The organism is Lysinibacillus sp. 2017, from assembly GCF_003073375.1.
In the GTDB taxonomy this organism is placed as follows: domain Bacteria; phylum Bacillota; class Bacilli; order Bacillales_A; family Planococcaceae; genus Solibacillus.
In genome coordinates this window covers 588515-609282 of the sequence record NZ_CP029002.1, presented here as the reverse complement: position 1 = coordinate 609282, position 20768 = coordinate 588515, and the positions used below count along the sequence as shown (strand labels likewise).

The window sequence follows — 20768 nt, the reverse complement described above, 5'->3', positions numbered from 1 at the left end:
CTTTAAAACAGAAAAATAAGCCTCTTGCTATAAACTTAGCAAAAGGCGTTTAGTCATTCGATTTTAAAAAGGAGTGTCCATTAAGACACTCCTTCCATACTATCAAATTATTACAGGAACACAAGTAGTTATTCCTATAAATTTAATTCATTTACTGCGCTTTGTAAGCGATCATAATTGGACACAAGATCTTTTTGTTCTTCTGTTAGTTTTTGATACGCTTTTAATGCTGATTTGGCTTTTGATGCATATGTTTTAGCGGATGGATCAATCGTTTCGATTTGAGTGATGACTTTTTTAACAGCCTTCATATCTTTTTCAGCTTGCTTTAACTTATCATAGTTCGTTACTTGTTTTTTCAAGCTTGACGGTATTTCTTTATAAGCTGCTAAAGCTCTTTCGATGTCTACAAAATACGTGCTCGATTTTGATGATAATGTCGCGATAATGCTAATAATATTTTGCGATTCATCTACATTTAATTGAGCCTCTTGTAATTTGTAGTAATTCGTAACTTTTAATTTTTCATCTTGTGATAATTTATCGTATGACAGCTTAGCTGCTGCTAGATTTCCTTGATAGTAACGGTCATTTGGCTTTAATTTTTCGATCAAATCGTAGACATGCGTTACATTTGAAAGGTTCGAATATTTTTCTATGTTCGTAATATACGATCTTTGTTTGTCATCTAATTTTTGTAACGATGTATTTACTTTTGCAAATTGCTTACTTAAATTGTTTTTCGGATTCGTTAAGCCTTCAATTTCCGTAATGACTTTTTCAACCGGCTTAACGTATTTTTCCTGTGCTTTTAGTTCAGCCTCTAACGTCACCGCTTTTTTATTAGCAGAGCTTAACGCTTTAAAAGCTACACGGGCCTCTTTTACCTTCGTAATAAATTGAGTTGGTTCTGTTGAGCCAAGTGCTTGAATCAGCTGATCTACCTTTTGACCACCTAAAACATTTAACTCATGATTTTCTAAAACCGATAAATTTGAAATTTGTGCTTTGTATTCTGGTGATAAGTCATCATATAGTGCACGTGCAGCCTTCACATCCGCTACAAATGTTTTGCTTGAAGCTTTCACAGAATTAATCGCATCTGCTACTTTATAAATTGTACGTAATTCGCCTGTGAATTTTTCCACATTTAATAGTAAACCACGCTCAGTTATCGATAGCTTATCATATGCTTTTTCCGCACTTTTAAATTTCGATAAAAACGTCTTAGCATTTGATGGATCTAGTTTTAAGATGTCATCATCTAATTTCAAGACCGGTTTTACTGCTTTTTCATGTGTTGTTAAGTCTTTAATATTCGTTACAAGCTTTTTCTGAGTAGCATCTAACGCATTATAAGCTGCGCGTGCTGCCGTTAGTTTGGCAATATATTGTTCCGCATTCGGTACGGCTTCATTAATAAGTGCGACTACTTTTTCAGCAAGTACACGGTTATCTTCCGCTTCTGTTAATTTTGAAGCGTTATGCACTAACGCTTTTTCATCGGCAGATAAAGCATCATATTCTGAACGAAGCTTCGATAAATCCGCATCAAATGTTTTTGACCCGACTTTTAATTTTTCGATTCGGGCGATCAAATCTGCCGCCTTATAAACATCTTGTAGCTTTTTATAGTTATACACATCATCTTTTTGCTTTTGCGTTAAGTTTTGATACGCCTTTTCAGCAGCCACTACTTTTGAAGCAAAGTTTTTATCTTTGTTTGCTGGTAACTGTTCGATTAAATTGAATACCTTTAATGTACTCTTATAATCTTTTTCAAGGTCAGTTAACGTTTTTGCGTTTGTTACATTTTTCTTTGTCGCTGAGTCGAGCGCTTTATATTGTGCAGATAAAGCTGTCAGCTGGTCCATGAACTCTTGACCTTTTTTTGTGCCTAACTGTGTGATACTGGCAATCATTGTGTCGGCGGTATCCAATACTAGTTTGAATGCATCTAGTTTTGGACCATACGTAACAAGTAATTCTTGTTTCGCTGCTAATACTTTATCGTCCGTTGTTGTTCCTTCAGCAGGTGCAGATACACCCGTTGTTAACGTTTTGAATGTCGAACTTGCCGCTTCATATTCTGTACGGAACGTTGTCGATGTTGCTTTTAATTTATTGATGTCTTGCATTAAGTTTGCGATTGGTAATAAGCTTTCAAGCGTTGTGTAATTGCTTACAGCAGATTTTAATGTGCTTGTTAAGTTGTCGTAGGCAGTTTTTGCTGATGTTGTTTTGCTCGTGAAATCCTTCGCTTCTGGTTTTAAGTTATTAATCGAGTTTATAACATTTAAAGCGGATTTATATTCTTTGTCTAAGTTTTGTAAATACGTATATTCTGAAACATACGGTTTTGCTTCTTTCGATAAAGAATTATAAAGTTCTAGAGCAGTTGCTAAATCTTCAATCTTTACATTCGTTTTTAAGCTAACAATTAAAGTATCAATTTCTTTAATGGTTGCCTGCTCGGATTTTCGTTCTTTTAAATATTCGATTAGGAAATCTTTTAATTTTTGTAAATCTTGTTTTTCAACTGTTGTAAATACATTATATGCTTCGTTTCCTAAATCAAAAGTACTTAAGTTTGTTTCTACATTCTCTACTGCTTGTGAATCACTTGATGAATAAGTAGAAAATGAAACGACATTTTTAGCTAACTCTGCAACTTTATTTAGGGCGATGATTCTTTCACTGCTTTGAACAAGCTTTTTCGGATCAATTTTTCCTTCTCCTGGCGTTGCAATCTTGTTATATTCATTATGGGCATTCGTCACATTTTTAACGAAAGTTTCGACTGTTGTCTTTTTCGTAGCTGGCGTACTAGTTCCCATTTTTGCAAATGGCTCAGTTGAGATCGCTTGAATTTGCTTTTCGACTGTAGCCGACGTTGTAACTGCTGATTTCCAACTGTCTAATTCAGCCTTTACATCTGTCAAAATATAATTTGATTTTGAGTTATTATAGTCGTTTACGATAGTAGGAATTTGATTGACCGTTACCGTTGGATCTTCCACTCGCCCCTCCAGTTCTTTAACCTCTTTGATGATTGCTTCGATTGCAACTAGTCTTGTTAAATTGTAGACAAGGGGTTGTTGATTTTCTTGAGTTAATGCTGTGAAATCCTTTCTTGCATCTTCAACTTTAGTGCGATATTCCGCAGTGTTATAGGCAATTTTTGCATCGAGACCTGCAATAAGGGTAACAACTTTCTCCGCAGATAAAATGTTTTCCACGTCTTTATAATTATCTACAAATAACTTTTGATAATCCGCTAATTTTTCTACAGCTGTCCCAAGATTTTTGGCATCCTTAGTATATATCGTAGCGGAAGTATACTTCTTATTTGCGACATCTGTTTTAAATTTTTCTATATTGGACTTTAAAGTAGCTAAATCATTTAATTCAGTTTCAGCTTCTTTAATGATATCGTAAATATATTTGCTTGCTGCATCACTTATTGGAAGTCGATTATTTTTTGCTAAAGTACTCGTACTAGTAACTTTTATCGCATTTCCTGCATCCGTAACATCATCTTTATATGCTGCTATTCCTTCAGATGTTAGTTTTGCTTTATTCACAGGTAAAAGAGGCGTTGCTAAGTCTTCTAATATTTGTAACGGGGATTTTGATTGTTCTTCCGTTACCATTCCAATCCCAGTGTCTGTTTCACCTGGTATTATTTCCTCTGCCTGCACTGCTCCTGCTTGTGCGACGATTGCTGGTGTTATTAATAAACCGGCCATTAAGCCTACTTTTATATTTTTCTTCATCTTGTCACCCTTTCCATTTATGTACCCGTACATTTCCCACAAAGTTCTACCCTTACTATCGGTAAATTTCTATAATTTTCAAGTTACATAATTGTAAATTTCCAGTAAATCGGACTACTTCCCTCTTACAATAAAAAAAGAAAAGTGAGCCAAAAGTAGATACAGTTGGCTCACTCTCTATTAGTTACGTGCGTAGTATTCAACAATTCCGTTGTAAATTGATTGTGCAAAAATTTCAATATACTTATCGTCTATCAGCTTCGAACGGTCTTCGGCATTTGTTACAAAGCCTAGCTCAACTAGAACTGCCGGGATTGTTAAGCCTTTAACAACCACATAATCCGCTCGCTTCACGCCACGATTGTTCATACTGGCATTTTTGACAATTTGGTTGTTAATATTCGATGCTAACACGAAATCTTCTTTTTCATTATCATTTGATGTAACGCTATAAAATGTTTCTGTTCCTTTTGCAGACGTACTTGACGCTGCATTGGCATGAATACTAATAAACATTTCGCCGTAATTTGCTGATGCAAACTTTGTACGATCATCAAGTGATGGATACGTATCGCCTGTACGTGTTAATAATACTTTGGCGCCGTCCGCTTCAAGTTTTTGCTTCACCAATTGTGTTACTTTGAAAACAATTGATTTTTCAACAGCTTGTCCACTTACCGCACCTGGGTCTTTCCCACCATGACCTGGATCAATTACGATAATGCGATCTTTTACCGCAGTACCCGTTGTATTTTTTAAACGTAAATAACGCTTATCGACATAACCAATCGTACCTTCATAGTTCACTTCAACCCAGTAACCATTTTGAGAAAGGACATTCACAACTGTGCCACGATTAATTTTCCCCAGTGAGTTTGAGCTCGCAGAATTTTGCTCACGGATGTTTAAATTATTAACTGTCGCAATTCCAATCGTTGCCGCTTCCATCACAGGTACTTCAATTGTCGGTTGTTCAGCTGGTTTTTCAGCTTCTATTGGTAATGCTGGCTGTTCAGTTGGAGTTTCTGTCTCAACAGGTGCTGGTGTCCGCTCCTCTGTTGGATTTTGCTCGACCGGCTTTTCTTCTACAGGTTTTTCAGCTTCTTGTTGAAGCTGTTCCTCTGTTTTTGTATATTCCTTCGCAACGAAAGCGAACTGACCGTTGTAAGCAACTTTCAACCAATAGCCTTGATCCTCAAATACTGGTAACTCCTTACCTGCATTGACTTTCCCCAAGATATTCGATTGGTTTTCGCTTTTCGCAGTTGAACGTATATTTAAACCGTCCACCGCTACAAATACTTTTCCAATTGCTTCTTTCTCAATGGGTTTGACTACAGCCACTGGTGCTGCTGGTTGTTCTGGTAATTTCAAACGATATTTTTGTGACTGAGCACGCGCTGCAAATGATGAAAACTGTGCACGTGTCACAGGATCCTTCGCGCTGTATTTAATATCTTTCCCTATTAATGTCCCGCTTGTGATGCCATTATAATAAATGGCTGAAATGTATTTATAATAAGGATCACTTTTGGCTACATCAGGAAATGGCAATGCTAAATTTGCTGTTTTTTCAACATCCAAATTAAACGCCTTTGTTAAAACAACCGCCATTTCATTACGAGACAGCGCAATCTTCGGTTCAAATTTTCCTTTAGCGTATTCATTCATATACCCTAGCTGTACCGCGCGTTCAATATAGCCAGATAATGTTGCGTTTGTTTTCAAATCGATATCTGAAAACGATGATTTTTGAACAACTAATGGTGTTTGCCCCATTGCCACAACAACCATTTTAGCTGCTTGTCCACGGGTAATTTGTTCATTTGCTTTAAAATAACGTTTACCATTTTCAATCGAGCCTTCTAAAACGCCAAGCTCTACTAAATGCATAATTTCACCGTACGCTGGGTGCGATGAAGAAAGATCGGTAAACGTAATTTTTGCTGCTTGTGTGCTTTGTGCTGTGATAACCGAAAAGACAAGTACCATGATCATAAAGCTGATTTTTCTAATAAACACGTTGTGATCCTCCCTCAGCTGATAGTTATCTTCCATTTTAACAAAAATTGTACAAATAATACATAAATTTCAGACATATTCCTCTTTTATTCTATAAATTCTTGTTTTTTTCTTAATAGATATAGCTAATCTTGTTTTAATATAAAGACTAAGGAAGTGTACGTGGTTTGGTGAGCTTACCGCATATCAGCAGCAGGGTCACGTGGTACGTGTCCCTACTACTAATACTGTTGCGGTATGCTACGCCCGCCAATCACAGCGTAGTCCACCAAACTTTCTCTCATAAAGTGCGGCGCTAAAAAAAGGCGCCGTTTTCTTATAATAGGCACCGATTAAATATATTGATACACAGGCATTGTCACAGTTATATTTTTATAGATGCATTATTAATTCAAAGAAGCCTAAGATAATCATTCTATTTTGAACACGCTATAATGCTGTTTTTCTATAAATAGAACAAACTATGATAATCGATTTCCACCCATATAAGAAAGTTCCTCTAAATACGAAAAACAAGAACTGTGACTGTCGCTTCGCTTTCGTCACAAAACAAATGTCCCATCATTAGGAATGGGACATTTGTTTGCCTACCACTGTAAGCGCCCCCCGTGAATACGAGAAAGTTTGGTGGATACACCGTGGATTGGCGGGCATTCCACAAAGCACGAAGAAAATTCGCAGAGACACTGCAAAGTGGCTTTGTGAATTTGTGCTTTGCCCGCCAAAATAGTACACCCGAATCGTATCTTTATTAGAAGAAGATAGAACAATGCCAGTAACTATTACCAGCTATTTTAGAAATGGCTAATCCCTTTATTCCACACTAATAATCGTAAAGTCATCCGAAACAGCAGTCATCGAACGTTGTAAAAATGTTGCTAATTGACCGCGCGTTAATGTTGAAAACGGACTAAATGTCGTTGCTGTTGTACCCGTTGTAATCGAAAAATCGATCAATGTTTGGATATAACGTTTTGTATTCAAATCATTAATCGCATTGACATCGGCGAATTTTGTTGTCGTCACATTGGCAACATCTAATTCAAACGCCAGCGTTAGCATCTTAGCAATTTCAGAACGTTTTAATGTCGCATTTGGTCGGAATGTGCCGTCTGTATATCCACCAATAATCCCCATCTCATGTAGTGCAGCAATTGCGCCATAATACGGGCTAGTTGTTGCTAAATCTTTAAAGTTAGGATTGGTTACGGCAGTTTTATCCAAACCCAGTGCATTGGCGATAAATAGTGCCGCTTCCCCACGCGTCGCTGCTTTCGTTGCTTGGAAAAGGGTTTTCGTCACCCCTGACACAATCCCCTGTTCTGTTAGTTCAAGGATGGCATCAAAATGACCATCTTTTATCGTTACATCCGAATATGGATTTGTTGCCGCTGTTGCGGGTGCTTCTATTACAAACGCTGCTGTTACTGGTAAAACTAACATCGCAGTTGCAAATTTTGTTGCATTTTTACTGAATTTCATACAATCATCCTCTCATCATGCTTGGTCCTAATATATGAATTCCAGCTACTTTCATATCACTTTTTCTGAACCTACCAAATCCACTATTGTTTTTGTAAAATCTTCGTTAGGAATGTAGCAAATTCGGCGCGCGTAATACTATTATTTGGCTTAAATGTATTATCTGGATAGCCGCCTGTTAATTGATTTTGGTACACGGTTTGAATTGCTTCATATGCCCAGTGTGATGACGGCACATCTTTAAATGGAAGTGCTGTTGTGCCGGCTAAATTGTAAGCGCGTTTTAAAATCGTTGCCATTTCAGCTCGTGTTAACTTGCCATCTGGACTAAACTTACTTGCTTCACGCCCCGTAATAATACCTTTTTCCGCTACCGCAGCAATCGCATCATATGCGAAGTGTGTTGTTTTTACATCAGTAAATGTCGGTGTTTTCGTTTTTGAAATACCTAATGCGCGTGCAATGATTGTTGCGGCTTCTGCACGAGTAATCGTACTTTCAGGCTTGAATGTCCCGTTTGGATAACCCTTTGTTAATTCATGTGTGTTTAAATATTCAATCGTTGAAGCTGCCCAGTGTGTCGGTTTTAAATCCGTATAAACAGGCTCTTTGTAATTATCTTTATACACCGCTTGTAATTGATCAAAATACAATACACCTTTATTTTGGTTCGTTGCATTCGGCTCTGTTACATAAATACGATCAAATTTAATCGGTAACGGTAAGTTCTGCGGTACGGCCATTGTGACATACTTCCAGCCCGACCAATCTAATTTTCCTTGCTGTGTAAAGTCAATTGTATGCTTTTCACCGTTGCCATCAGTAATGACACCACGTAACCAATGTTTCGATGCATCCCCGTATACCCAAACCCCAATTTGCTTCGGTAAACCTTCAATTGCATTTGATGATTGCATAACGGCATAAGCTGCTTTTGTTCCTGTTTCAGCCGTTGTAAAATCATAGCTTAATTTTAATGATGATTTTCCTTCACGGTATGGTTCTGCTTGTGTTGCCCCCGCAATTGTTGCATTCGCTTTTGCCGTTGTTGAAGACCAGTTTGATAATACATCAAATGAGTCGATAACTTGTACAGCTTCTGGTGCTTTTGTTACTTGAATCGGAAACTCTGAACGAACACCGTTATAGGTTGCAATGATTTTTCCTGAACCTGCTTTCGTTGCTGTAAAACTTGCACCATTCATCGTACCAATGCCGCCTTCAACTGACCATTTCACATTTTCTGCTTGAATCGTAGCTGGGTTTAAAAATTCATCATACGCCAACGAAATTGTTGCTGTAGCTGTTGTTTCAAGAGCCATTGTGCTCGGTAAACCTTTAATTGAAAAGGCTTTTAATGTTCCAGCAGGTGCACTATTAATCACTTGTAATGTAGCCGATACACGTCTTTCGTTACCTTCAGATGGACGGTTGACTAAGCGTGGCGCTTCATCCCCAGGATTACGCACGACCATCGTTGTTGAGCCGCCACCATCTAAATTAATCGCGAATTTCGCACCCTTTGAAATTAAATACGAAGCTAAATCTGTAAGCGATGTCCCGTTACTATAGCCACTTTGACGACCATCTACTGTTACTAAAAATACTTTTTTGCCTGTCGCATCAACGGCTACTGCAGTACGGTCACTACGCGTTTTTACAAATGATGAGCTTTCAGGCATTGAAATATTCACCTTGCCGTCTTTCACAAGTAAAGGACCCGCAGCTAAAATATATTTCGCATCTTTCCATTTATCATCAATCGCTAAATCTACTTGAATCGGTGCACCCACTTCAATCGAAGCCTTTAACTGCTCGGCCGTTGCTTTATCCTGCACAGAAAGCACGAACCCATCTTCAGGAATAATTGAGTTTCCAGCTTGTCCGTATTCTGTTACGCTCGAAACTGTACCTGTAATCGAATCTCCGAAACTTAATGATTTTGTACTTTTTGATGCACCTGTTACGACAATTTCAATACCCCAGTTATTGGTGTTCGTCGATGCTTGGATCGCTGTATATAATACGTTTGTTCCAGCAGTACGTTCATTGTTAACGCGGTCGATCGCCACTTTTTGCCCTGCTACTGTAAACGATAAATCGGTTGTATAGTAATCTGCAATCGCTTCACCTGATTTAGTAATACCAAATGCAACGGGTTGCTGTGTCGGGCTGTCATTATTTTCACCTAAAATACCATAATTGACGATGACATTATTATTTACTAATAGATTCGCTGGATAGCCATTTCCGAGGAAATAAGAAGCATTTGTTGCACCAACTACTCGATGTCCTTCACCGTTATGTATTTTCGAAATGGCCGATGTTGTTTTCAGTGAATTAATCGGATCTGGCATGCCGATTTCAAGGGATGTATAGCGATTATTCAAGTCAATACTTAGTAAATTTACCGCTTCCGTTGTCGAACTAGATTGGTATTTTTCTTGTAAGTATTGAACTCCTGGTGATACCGCTTTTTCACTATTATCGATCTTTTGATCAAATGCTGCAGAACCTTCTGCTATGTAAACTGCGCCTTGTAACGCTACTAATGCCGCACTTGTGACTATTATTTTTTTGTACATGTAATTCTCTCCCATTCTATAAAAAAATAGACGTTCTCCAACGAATATATCATACTCTCACGTGAAATAGATTGAATTCTCTTAAATGAAATAAACGTAATAGAAAATTAACAAAAAAAGAGATTACCACAAAAAATCCCTGGGCAATCTCTTTGAAGAAACTTATTAAATTATCTTGTCTCTACATACACAGCTATTGGTAAGTTACTACCGCCTGCATGGATGAATTCAAGATTAATCGTATCATTATTCTTTTTAGAACGGAAAACTGGTAATTGTACATATTCTTCGCCTGGTTTTAGTGTTGGGATTAAGAAAGTTGTACCGTTCATCTTCACTGCCCCACTATAAAGACCACCACGACCTGCAATTTTCACTAATACATACTTCAGCTGACCTGTCGTATTAGCCACTGGAATATCAACTTTATACGTCATACCAAAATGTCCTGGATTTCCAACTGTTCCATTCATTGGGTCAATCGAATTTTCGGCAGTTAGGAAATTGTCTGTTTTGCCGTTTGAAATATTATAGCCAATTTGAGATTCGCCAACTGTATACTTTGGTAATGTTACTTTAATTGAAGAGCTTGGCCATACCCCGCGTGGATGTGCTGCATATTTATTGATTTCCACTACTGGCGATTGGATCGTTGTTAAATCTGCATCTTCCTCTAAGCTAATCACTGTTCGTAATGTATAGCTTGCTGTTTGACCATTCGCAGGTCGTACATCGAAATCATGTGTAAAGCCTAATAAATAATTTTCACCGATATCAAATGATTGAATTAATTTTGTTTCGCCTGGTGCAATCGTAATCGATTTTTCTTTTGCATCACGTAATGTACCTGTTAAAACGGCATCTGATAAAGGTAAGCCTACATCAAAAGTACTCCAGCTATTACTTGATGTTTGAGACATTCCTTTTGAGTTTGTAAGCTCTAACGTTGCATTAGATGTGTTTTGAATTGTAATTCCAATTTCTGCACTTTCGCCGAGCTTATTAATATGCCATGCATAAATACGTTGCTCTTTTGTTGTTGTTAAGTTTGAAACCTTATATTCTGCTAATGTTTCATATGCGCCTCGAATAATCGTTGGAATTAACTCTTCCGGATTATCACTGACAAATAACTCGCGATTGCCATCTAATGCGGCATTTTCGACTAATTGCGGTACTGGTAATGAGCCATATGATTTTTCAAGGAAGTCACTCGTCATGATGTAGTCATAAAGCGAAATATAAACCGTTTTTGTTTCCGCGATATAACGTAATGTTCCTCCATTTTTAAATGAATCCACAATGAATTTCACTGGTACATACATGTCACCTGACTGGATAAATGGTTTTTCTGCACCACTATATAATTCACCATTTACGTAAATTTTGTTACTGTTGTTCGTAAAGGTGAAGCCTATTCCTGAAATCGTTAATTCTAATCGTTCATTCGAAGTCCATGATTCATAGCTATCTTGTAAATAATCTTTAAAATATGATGATGGAATATACATACGTCCGTCTTTTGTAATAACTTGGTGGTCCATCATAATTTTTTGATTGTTCATATATAACGTATGTTTTGCTATTGGTGCTTCAATGACTGGTACTTCCACAGATGGGCTTTCTTCACCAGGATCTGGACTTTGACCGTCATTTGTTTCTTCATTTAAAATAACTTCTACTATTTTATTTTGTTGGTCCCAAAACACTTGGCCATCAGAATTTTCACTAACAAAACGCATTGGAATATATGTACGGTTTTTGTACACAATCGGTGCCACTGAAACTTGCACTTTGTTGCCATTGACTAGTGCAGTTTTCGAATCAATCGTTAATTCAACTGTTTGATTGTTTCGCACACTGCTTGCAACTTTCGTTTGTTGATTCCAGTATACTTTCGCTCCAATTGCCTCATAAAAATCACGCATTGGTAATAGTAGCGAACCTGAATTATTTAAAATTGGATCATTAAATGTAATATGCTTGCCATTAATAATGACCGTTACATTATTTTGTTCAATCATGTTTTTAGTAGTAGTTGCTGCGGAACCTGTCTCCGTATTGATCGCTGTTGCTATGAATAGTGATAAAAGTAGTACTGTAAACCATTTTTTCATTGTAACGCCCCTCTCATTTAAAACTCTTTCCTATAATAGCATAATCTTTCTAGTAGATGGAGTGAAAACCTTAATATTACAATTGTAAAAATTTCGGTCCACCTAAAGTATTATTAAATAAACTTCCGCATGCATGTACCAAAAAACTCCAAGCAAGATTTCTCTTACTTGGAGTTCCCCTTAATTATTCGATTAACGAGTAATCAAATTATTTAAGTTGAATTATGGTTTAACGATTTCTAAAGCAGTGAATGCTTCTAAAGCGTTACCTTTACCATCAACAATTGCAAAGTTAGTAGTATCAACTTGGCCGTTAGCTAATTTAGCAGGCTCTAATACAATTGTTTCTTTTAATAAAGTACTTAAATCTTCTGTTGTTGTAATTTTAACAATTTCACCTGATGCAGTAGCAGTTGTAGCTTTTAAAGCTGTTGTTCCAGCAGTTACTGTGAATGCATGAGATTTTGCAGTTACTGATTCTGTGAATGTTACAGTAATTTCTTTAGCACCTGTAATTTTAGCAGAAGCAACTGTTGGACGTACGTTTTCTTTTAAGTTAACTAACATAGTGAATTTTTCCATAGTTACAGTAGAGTTTAATGCTTTTACATTTTCAACTGTTACAGTACGTTCAAATGAATCAGCTAATGAATTCTTTTTGATTTTAAGAACAACTTGTTTAGTGTTTGAAGCTAAGATTTGAGCTGATTCTACAGTTGTACCAGTTACAGAGTAGTTTGATACATCAGAAGCAGTAGCTTTGTCAATTTCTTGATTAAATTCTACGATTAATGTGTCATTATCTTTAACTTTGACATCTTTAACTGTTGCAACATCTTCGTTAGTTGATGTTGGAGCATTACCATCAACTGCACCAGTGAATGTAGCATCTACATCTACCATAGCTACATCTGCATCAGAAGTGATATCAGATGATTTTAATACTAATGTGTAAGCAGCGCCTTCAACTTTTAATGCCGCTGTATCTAAAGAAACATGGACAACTTTTTTGTTATCGCTGTCTGCATATGTTGCAGTTTCAGTAGCAGAAATACCAGAAGTAATTACATAATCTTTTACTTGAGAACCAGTAACAGTTACTGCTGCATTGTTAGCTAATTTAACATCTTTATCAAATGTTAATTCGATAACTTGTTTACCTAATTTGTTAGTCACTAATTTAGATGTTGCTTTTGGTGCAACTTTATCTTGAGCGAATGTTACTAATTTAGTTAATGATTTAGTATTGTCACCAGCAGTTTGCGCTAATTTGTTAGTTACTTGATCTGCAGCAATTTTCACTGTAGCCAAACCATTTAAGTTGTTAGTTACAGTTACTTTGTACTCAGTATCAGAAACTTTTTCTAACTTAGTAACAACGTTTGACGGATCAAGTGTAATGTTAGTTGGAGCAGTTGTATCTAATACCACAGCTTCAGAGAACTTGATTGAGAAAGTTTTTGCACCAGTTTGAGTGATAGAAGAAATTGTTGGTTCAAATGTAGCTAAGTCTTTTTTCACAAGTTCAACAGTAGTTGGTTGTGGAGAAATTAAGTTACCAGCCATATCTTTTGCGTTTTTAATAGTAACAGTTACTTTTTCGTCAGATTTAACATCTTTTAAGTTGATTGTTACTGATGTAGCACCTGCTTTGTAAGAAACAGCTGGAATATCAGAAATTACTTCGCCTTTAGCATTTGTAAATGTGAATGAACCACCTACAGCCATTGGTTCAGAAAATTTCAATTCAAAGTTGTTAGCATCAACTTGAGTAGAAGAAACGATTGTTGGAGCAGTAGTATCTGCCGCAAAAGTAATTACTTCATCAAAAGCTTTTACAGTTTTTGTAGTAGAATCTTTTTCTAATACATTAGCAACTTTTACTTGGAAACGTTTTTCAATTGCTTTGTCCATAGTAATTACTACAGTTTTTTCATCTTCAGAAAGAATAATTGAAGAAACTTTTGCAGTTTGTTTGTCTAATGCACCTAATTTATAGTTAGCAGTTGCTTCTGCAGATTTTGCATCAACAGCTTTAGAGAATTTCACTTCAATTTGAGTAGCGTTGATTGCTTTTACAGATTCAACTGTTAAGTCTTTAGCAGCTTCTTCAGCTTTAGCGATTACAGCTTCAGTAGCTTCGATTGCTTTGTTTGCAGTAGCGATTGCTTCTTTAGTAGCAGTAGCTTGTTCTTCAGTTACTACTTCTTTAGCAGCTTCTACAGCACTTGCTAAGTTGGCAACAGCAGCTTTAGCAGCAGTTACTTCTGCTTTTGCAGTAGCGATTTCGTTAGCTTTCACTTCTGTGTTTAATGCTTTTACAGCAGTATCTAAAGCAGTAGTTGCTTTTTCAACGTCAGCTAGTAATTCAGCAGAGTTATCAACAACTTCAACGTTCATAGCACGTGTTAACATTACAGCGAACTCTTGACGAGAAATTGAATCAGTCGCAGCTAATTTGTCGCCTTTACCGTTAATAACGCCAGTTGCTACAGCAGTTGAAAGGTAAGATTCAGACCATTTACCTTCTACAGTTTTTGCGTCAGCGAAAGTAGAAAGATCTGCTTTACCAGTTAAACCGTAAGCTTCAACGATCATTTTTGCAGCTTGTTCACGAGTTAAGTTAGCTTTTGGTGCAAATGTAGTAGCACTCATACCATTTACGATATTAGCATTTACTGCTGCTACTACGTATTCTGCGAACCATTCGCCGTTTACGTCAGTGAAGTTTTCAGTACCTTCAGTAGATAAATCTAAAGCAACTGTGAACATTTTTGCAGCTTCTGCACGAGTTACGTTACCTGTTGGGTTGAATGAACCATCTGGGTTACCAGCGATTACACCTTGTGTAGATAAAGCTTCTACAGAATCTTTAGCCCATGATGCTACTTGATCTGCATCTGTGAATTCAGCAGCTGAAGCTACCGGTACGATTGCTGATGCTACTAAAGCAACTGTTGCAGCCGTTGCGAAAAACTTATTTTGTTTTGACATTATTAATATCCTCCTAAGACAATTGCGATGTAAAAACACGTTGATTTCTACATAACATCGGTTCTTGAGACTTAGCTTAATTTTCCCTTTATATGTACTTCCAAAGAATTTTGCAGCTTTTATCCCGAATTATATACCTACTAGAAACCCAGATAAATAATTCCACTTGATTATAACATACTGAATAGTAATTTCTATTGGAAATCTATAACAAAACAGTATTTAAAGGTTTAATTGTTATTATTTTGATATTTAATTAATTTATATTAGGTAATTAGATACTTATATTGGATCAATTTGAATTCTATGTGTGCAATGCTTGGGGGGGCTTCTGCTTGGCTTCCTCGTACTAACGGTGCACAGTATTTTTCTTTTGGTTTTCTTCTATTTGCATGTCCTCCTTCTCTCTATTTAACTATCACTATTTGATGGTTGAATTATTACGGCTCTGAACATAGCGCAAACTGCAGGATAAAAATAAAAGCTCTACACAGCCAAAGCCGTGTAGAGCCTTTCGTTAAGTCTAGAGTTGTAGCAAAATGTCAGAATTGTTTATGCACCGGGTGCAGGTTAATCACTCTTTTAAAGTTCTTCATAATAATACCATAGTTTTAATTGTAAATCGTGGAATCCGCTAGAGTATAATAACCATTTTTGTATATTAGAAACAATTATCACTATTACTAAAACATTTAATAGATTCAATCGAGTAGGAGACTAGCCATTAATTGGCTAGTCGACCTCTCACACCACCGTACGTACGGTTCCGTATACGGCGGTTCAAAAGTTTTATGTTGGATTTATGATTGTAGCGAGGTTCTTCAACTTGAGTTTTAACCAATATTTATTGTCTAATGCTCGATTGACGATTGGATTGTTCGAGGAGCGCCAGTACCCTTTGCGGGTATTGGCCATTTTATAGGCATCGTTATGGCTGATTCCTAATCTTTTGAGGTTTCTATATTTTGATATGGTTCTTTTCCATTCTTTCCATCGACATGCCCTTAATCTTCTTCGAATATGGCCATCTATTTCCTTTGCGTAGGACTGTATGTCGGCAACTTTGAAATAGTTTCCCCATCCTTGAATTAAGTAGTTAATTTTCTGAATGCGCGATTCCATATCAATTGAGTAATTACGGTTCGTAATGTACTTCAGCTTTTCTTCGAAACGCTTCTTTGATTTCTTTGGCACGTATACCTTGATTTCACCTCTGTATTTATAGAAGCTCACACCCAAAAATATACGTGCTCTCGGCTTTCCCACTGCTGATTTCTCTTCATTTACTTTTAATTTAAGTTTCTTTTCGATAAATGATGTGACGCCTTCCTTAACTCGTTCTCCCGCTTTTACGCTTTTGACGTAAATGTTGCAGTCATCTGCGTAGCGCACGAATTTATGTTGGCGTTTCTCTAGCTCTTTATCCAGTTCATGAAGAATCACATTACTCAATAGTGGACTTAATGGTCCACCCTGTGGTGTTCCTTCTTTTGCGTAAATAAACGTTCCATCTATCATGGTTCCTGCATTTAAGAAGCTTCTTATTAATTTCAAGGTTGGTTTACATAAAATATATTTCGCCATAAGTGACATCAGCTTATCATGTTGAACTTTATCAAAGAATTTCTCTAGGTCTATGTCTACGACATACGTATAGCCTTCTTCAATATAGTTTCTTGCTTGTTCGATTGCTTGATGAGCGCTTTTGTTCGGACGAAATCCATAACTAAAATTACTAAACTTTGGGTCTAGTATTGGGGTTAATACTTGCACGACTGCTTGTTGAATGACACGGTCTGTAACCGTCGGGATTCCTAGAAGTCGTTTTCCTCCATCAGGTTTTGGGATTTCCACCCTTCTAACTGGTTGAGGTTTGTATTTTCCTGCTCGAATTGCTTCGATAATTTGGACTTTATTTTCTTTTAAGTATTGGCGGGTTGCCTCTATATCTTTCGCATCGACACCGGCTGCACCTTTGTTTTTACGCACTTTCTCAAAAGCATCATTCAAATTATCTCTGTTTACTATAACGTTGATTAATCCATTCATATGTTCGCGTGTGGGTAAGGAATGCACATGCAGAATTCCACGCTATTCCTACTCCTGGGGTATTCCGTACCTTACTGTAGGATAGACTTTCCAGTTCTGTGTCATCATTCGCATGTAATACCCTTATACACGTTCACTCCTTTCGTTCAGCCCTTCCCATTACTGGTACTATGGCTTCTGCTGACTTCTAATGATTCAGTTGTACATCGCTGTACAGGTTCCCTCTATGGGTTATTCATCAGATCTCCCGGGGTAAGTCTGCCCACTTTCCTCTCATCCATCTGCCGCATTTATCGCCTCATCTTTCCGAGGATATTTTGGACTTCAGTTTGTTTTGCAACCTTATCCAGGTGAGACAACCTCATGCGATTCGTGTTCCTCAGACCAAGATTTTGCCTCGAACTTCCTTCAGATTCCGCGTCACCACGGACACCCTTGTTTTCAGCTAGTGGTTCGCATATCCTGACGCCCACAGTGAACTTTCATCACCTAGTTGACAGACATGCCCGGCACACAAAAAAACCGACCTTCAAAAAATGAAGGTCGGAAAAATCACTTTTTATTTCGTCTAGATTCAAATAATCAAAGAATGATTATTCAGCAATTGTAGCTTTTACAACTTCAAATTTTTCTAGAGCGTTACCAGCAGCATCTTTAACTACAAATTTTGTAGAAGTTGATGTTGCAGTTGGTTCTACAGTAATTGTTTTAGCAAGTTCTTCGTTAGTTAAAACGTCAGCTAAAGTAATTACTACTTTACCGTCTACTACTGCTGCAGTTGCACCAGTTTTAACACCACCGCCGATTTTAACATCGAATGCTGCTGCATCAGTTGATGTGATTGCTTCAGAGAATGATAAAGTGATTTCTTTACCGTCTGTAACTACTGCTGAAGATAATGTTGGGCGAACGTTTTCTTTAATTACTGCGCTCTTAACTGTAGTTGCTTTCATTACATCAGTTGAACCAGCAATTTTTACACCTTCAACTGTTACATTACGAGTACCAGTGAATGTGTTTGAGTTCTTTTTAAGTGTTAATGTCACTTTTTGAGTAGTTGTACCAGCAGTGTTTAGTGTTGCTGATTCAACTTCAGCACCATTGATAGTGTAGTTAGCTGCGTTAGTTGCAGTTGCACCATCTAATTGGAAACCGCTGTTGAAAGTGAATTCTACTTCTACTTTATCGTTGTTACCAGAAACAGCGTTCACAGCTACACCAGTAACTACTTCTGTGTTTGTAGTTGCAGTTGCAGTGTCTTCACCACGAGTGAATTTAGCAGCTAATTCTTCGATAGCTACGCCAGCTTCACTTACGATACCGTTAGTAGTTGTAGCTTTGTTTACGATTGTTACATCATAAGCAGCACCCTTAACAGCTAATCCAGTTAATGGTAAAAGAACAACTTTTTTGTCGTCACCTTTAGTATCAGCATATTGAGCTACTACATCAACAGCAGCTAAAGTTTTTGTTACGTAGTTTTCAACGTAAGAACCTTCGATTGTAACTTCTTTAGAACCGTTTAAGTATACATCTTTGTTAAAAGTTAATTCGATGTATTCAACGCCTTCTTTAGTTACTAATTTAGAAGTAGCCGTTGGAGCATCTTCATTAGTTGTAAATGTTACTGTTTTTGTTAAATCAGTAGTTGTTGGAATTGCATCGATGTTTGCAGCATTACCAGTTAAAACAGTTACTTTTTGTAAACCTTTTAAGTTTTCATTTGTTGTAACTTTATAAACAGTATCAGAAACTTTTGCAATAGTTTTTACTGTTGCATTTGAAACAGTTACTTCAGAACCAGTAGTACCTAAAGTAGTAGCTTTGTCAAATGTTACTGTGAATGTTTGTGCACCAGTTTGAGTTACAGCTGTTAATGTTGGAGCTACAGTGTCAACAGCATCTTTTTTAACTGTTACAGTTGCTGGTTGTGGGTTGATTAAGTTACCAATAGCATCTTCAACACCGTTGAAAGTTAATTTAACTTCTTTACCAGCTGCGATTGTAGCATCTGATAAATCAACTACTACTTCAGTTACACCAGTTGCAGCTAAATCATTGATTGCAGCACCAGCTGATTTTACGTTAGCAGTATCTGCAGTTACAGCACCAGCTGTGAATGTTACAGGTTCAGAGAAAATAACTTTTACTTGAGTAGCTGAAACGCGTTCAGTACCAGTAATTGTTGGAGCAGTTGCATCTTTAGCAAATTCAACTGTTTTTGCTTCGTATTTAGTTACTTCTTTGTTGTCTTTATCAGTAGCTTTTGCGATTGTAATGTCATAACGACCTTCAAAAGTTTGGCCAGCTTTAGTAGTAATTACCAAAGTTTTGCCGTCTTCAGAAAGAGTAGCAGTTAAGTCAGCTTCTGTAATTGTTGATGCTGAACCTAATTCAGCAAAGTTAACTACACCAGAAACAACTTTACCAGCTGCATCGATTACAGAATCTTCATCTACAGCTTTAACGAATTTAACTTCTACTTGAGTAGCGTTTAATAATTTTACTGATTCAACAGCTAAAGTTTTAGCATCTTCTACAGCTTTAGCAATTACAGCTTCAGTAGCTTCGATTGCTTTGTTAGCAGCAACGATTGCTTCTTTAGCAGCAGTAGCTTGTTCTTCAGTTACTACTTCTTTAGCAGCTTCTAATGCAGCTTCTAATGTTTTTGCAGCTTCTTTAGCAGTTGCTACTTCAGCAGTTGCAGCAGCGATTTCATCAGCTTTAACTTCTGTGTTTAAAGCTTTAACAGCAGTATCTAAAGCAGTTGCTGCTTTTTCAACTTCAGCTAATAATTCAGCAGCGTTATCTGTAGTAGCGTCCATAGCACGAGTTAACATTACAGCGAACTCTTGACGAGTGATTGAATTAGTTGCAGCTAATTTTTCGCCTTGACCTTTAATAACGCCAGTTGCTACAGCAGTTGAAAGGTAAGATTCAGACCATTTACCTTCTACAGTTTTAGCATCAGCGAAAGTAGAAAGATCTGCTTCACCAGTTAAACCGTAAGCTTCAACGATCATTTTTGCAGCTTGTTCACGAGTTAAGTTAGCTTTTGGTGCAAATGTAGTAGCGCTCATACCGTTAACGATGTTAGCATTTACTGCTGCTACTACGTATTCTGCGAACCATTCGCCGTTTACGTCAGTGAAGTTTTCAGTACCTTCAGTAGATAAATCTAAAGCAACTGTGAACATTTTTGCAGCTTCTGCACGAGTTACGTTACCTGTTGGGTTGAATGAACCATCTGGGTTACCAGCGATTACACCTTGTGTAGATAAAGCTTCTACAGCTTCTGTAGCCCATGAAGCTACTTTATCTGCATCTGAGAATTCAGCAGCTGAAGCTACTGGTACGATTGCTGATGCTACTAAAGCAGCTGTTGCAGCCGTTGCGAAAAACTTATTTTGTTTTGACATTATTAATATCCTCCTAAGACAATTGCGATGTAAAAACACGTTGATTCCTACATAACATTATTTCCTGAGACTTAGCTTAATTTTCCTTTATATGTACTTCTAAAGAATTTTGCAGCTTTTATCCCGAATTACATATCTACTAGAAACCCAGATAAATAATTCCATTTGATTATATCATACATTTTTACGATATTTAACGTTTATTGTTACATTTTTATTAATAAACGATTACAATTCGCAATATTTATATTATAATAGAAGGGAATTTAATACATTTTATAAATCTATTAGGTAATTACATATATTTATTGTAAATTATACATC

Annotated in this window: 8 protein-coding genes; all 8 read right to left on the bottom strand. The window is 37.0% G+C overall.

Going from position 1 to position 20768, the window contains the following annotated elements:
* Positions 1-134: 134 nt before the first annotated feature.
* The 8 genes from DCE79_RS02695 to DCE79_RS02655 all read right to left on the bottom strand — a co-directional run bounded on the left by DCE79_RS02695 (position 135) and on the right by DCE79_RS02655 (position 20444).
* The gene (locus DCE79_RS02695; RefSeq protein WP_108711586.1) at positions 135-3776 is read right to left on the bottom strand and encodes a hypothetical protein; all 3642 of its coding nucleotides are present in this window, start codon (positions 3774-3776) and stop codon (positions 135-137) included.
* A 180-nt stretch (positions 3777-3956) separates the two neighbouring features.
* Positions 3957-5798, bottom strand: coding sequence for an N-acetylmuramoyl-L-alanine amidase (locus DCE79_RS02690; protein ID WP_108711585.1), 1842 nt, complete (start codon positions 5796-5798; stop codon positions 3957-3959).
* Positions 5799-6611: 813 nt separating this feature from the next.
* Entirely contained in the window at positions 6612-7280 is a 669-nt protein-coding gene (locus DCE79_RS02685; protein WP_108711584.1) for an S-layer homology domain-containing protein, read from the bottom strand.
* Positions 7281-7363: 83 nt separating this feature from the next.
* Positions 7364-9865 carry an S-layer homology domain-containing protein gene (locus tag DCE79_RS02680; protein ID WP_159083040.1) on the bottom strand — a complete coding sequence of 834 codons (2502 nt, stop codon included), beginning with the start codon at positions 9863-9865 and terminating at the stop codon, positions 7364-7366.
* Positions 9866-10035: 170 nt separating this feature from the next.
* Positions 10036-11982, bottom strand: a complete 1947-nt coding sequence (locus DCE79_RS02675) for a stalk domain-containing protein (protein WP_108711582.1) — start codon at positions 11980-11982, stop codon at positions 10036-10038.
* A gap of 222 nt (positions 11983-12204) precedes the next feature.
* Positions 12205-14976, bottom strand: a complete 2772-nt coding sequence (locus DCE79_RS02670; RefSeq protein ID WP_108711581.1) for an S-layer homology domain-containing protein — start codon at positions 14974-14976, stop codon at positions 12205-12207.
* Positions 14977-15765: 789 nt separating this feature from the next.
* Positions 15766-17025 carry a group II intron reverse transcriptase/maturase gene (gene ltrA, locus DCE79_RS02665; protein WP_108714406.1) on the bottom strand — a complete coding sequence of 420 codons (1260 nt, stop codon included), beginning with the start codon at positions 17023-17025 and terminating at the stop codon, positions 15766-15768.
* Positions 17026-17618: 593 nt separating this feature from the next.
* Complete coding sequence (locus DCE79_RS02655) at positions 17619-20444, bottom strand: S-layer homology domain-containing protein (protein WP_108711579.1); 2826 nt, start codon at positions 20442-20444, stop codon at positions 17619-17621.
* Positions 20445-20768 lie beyond the last annotated feature (324 nt).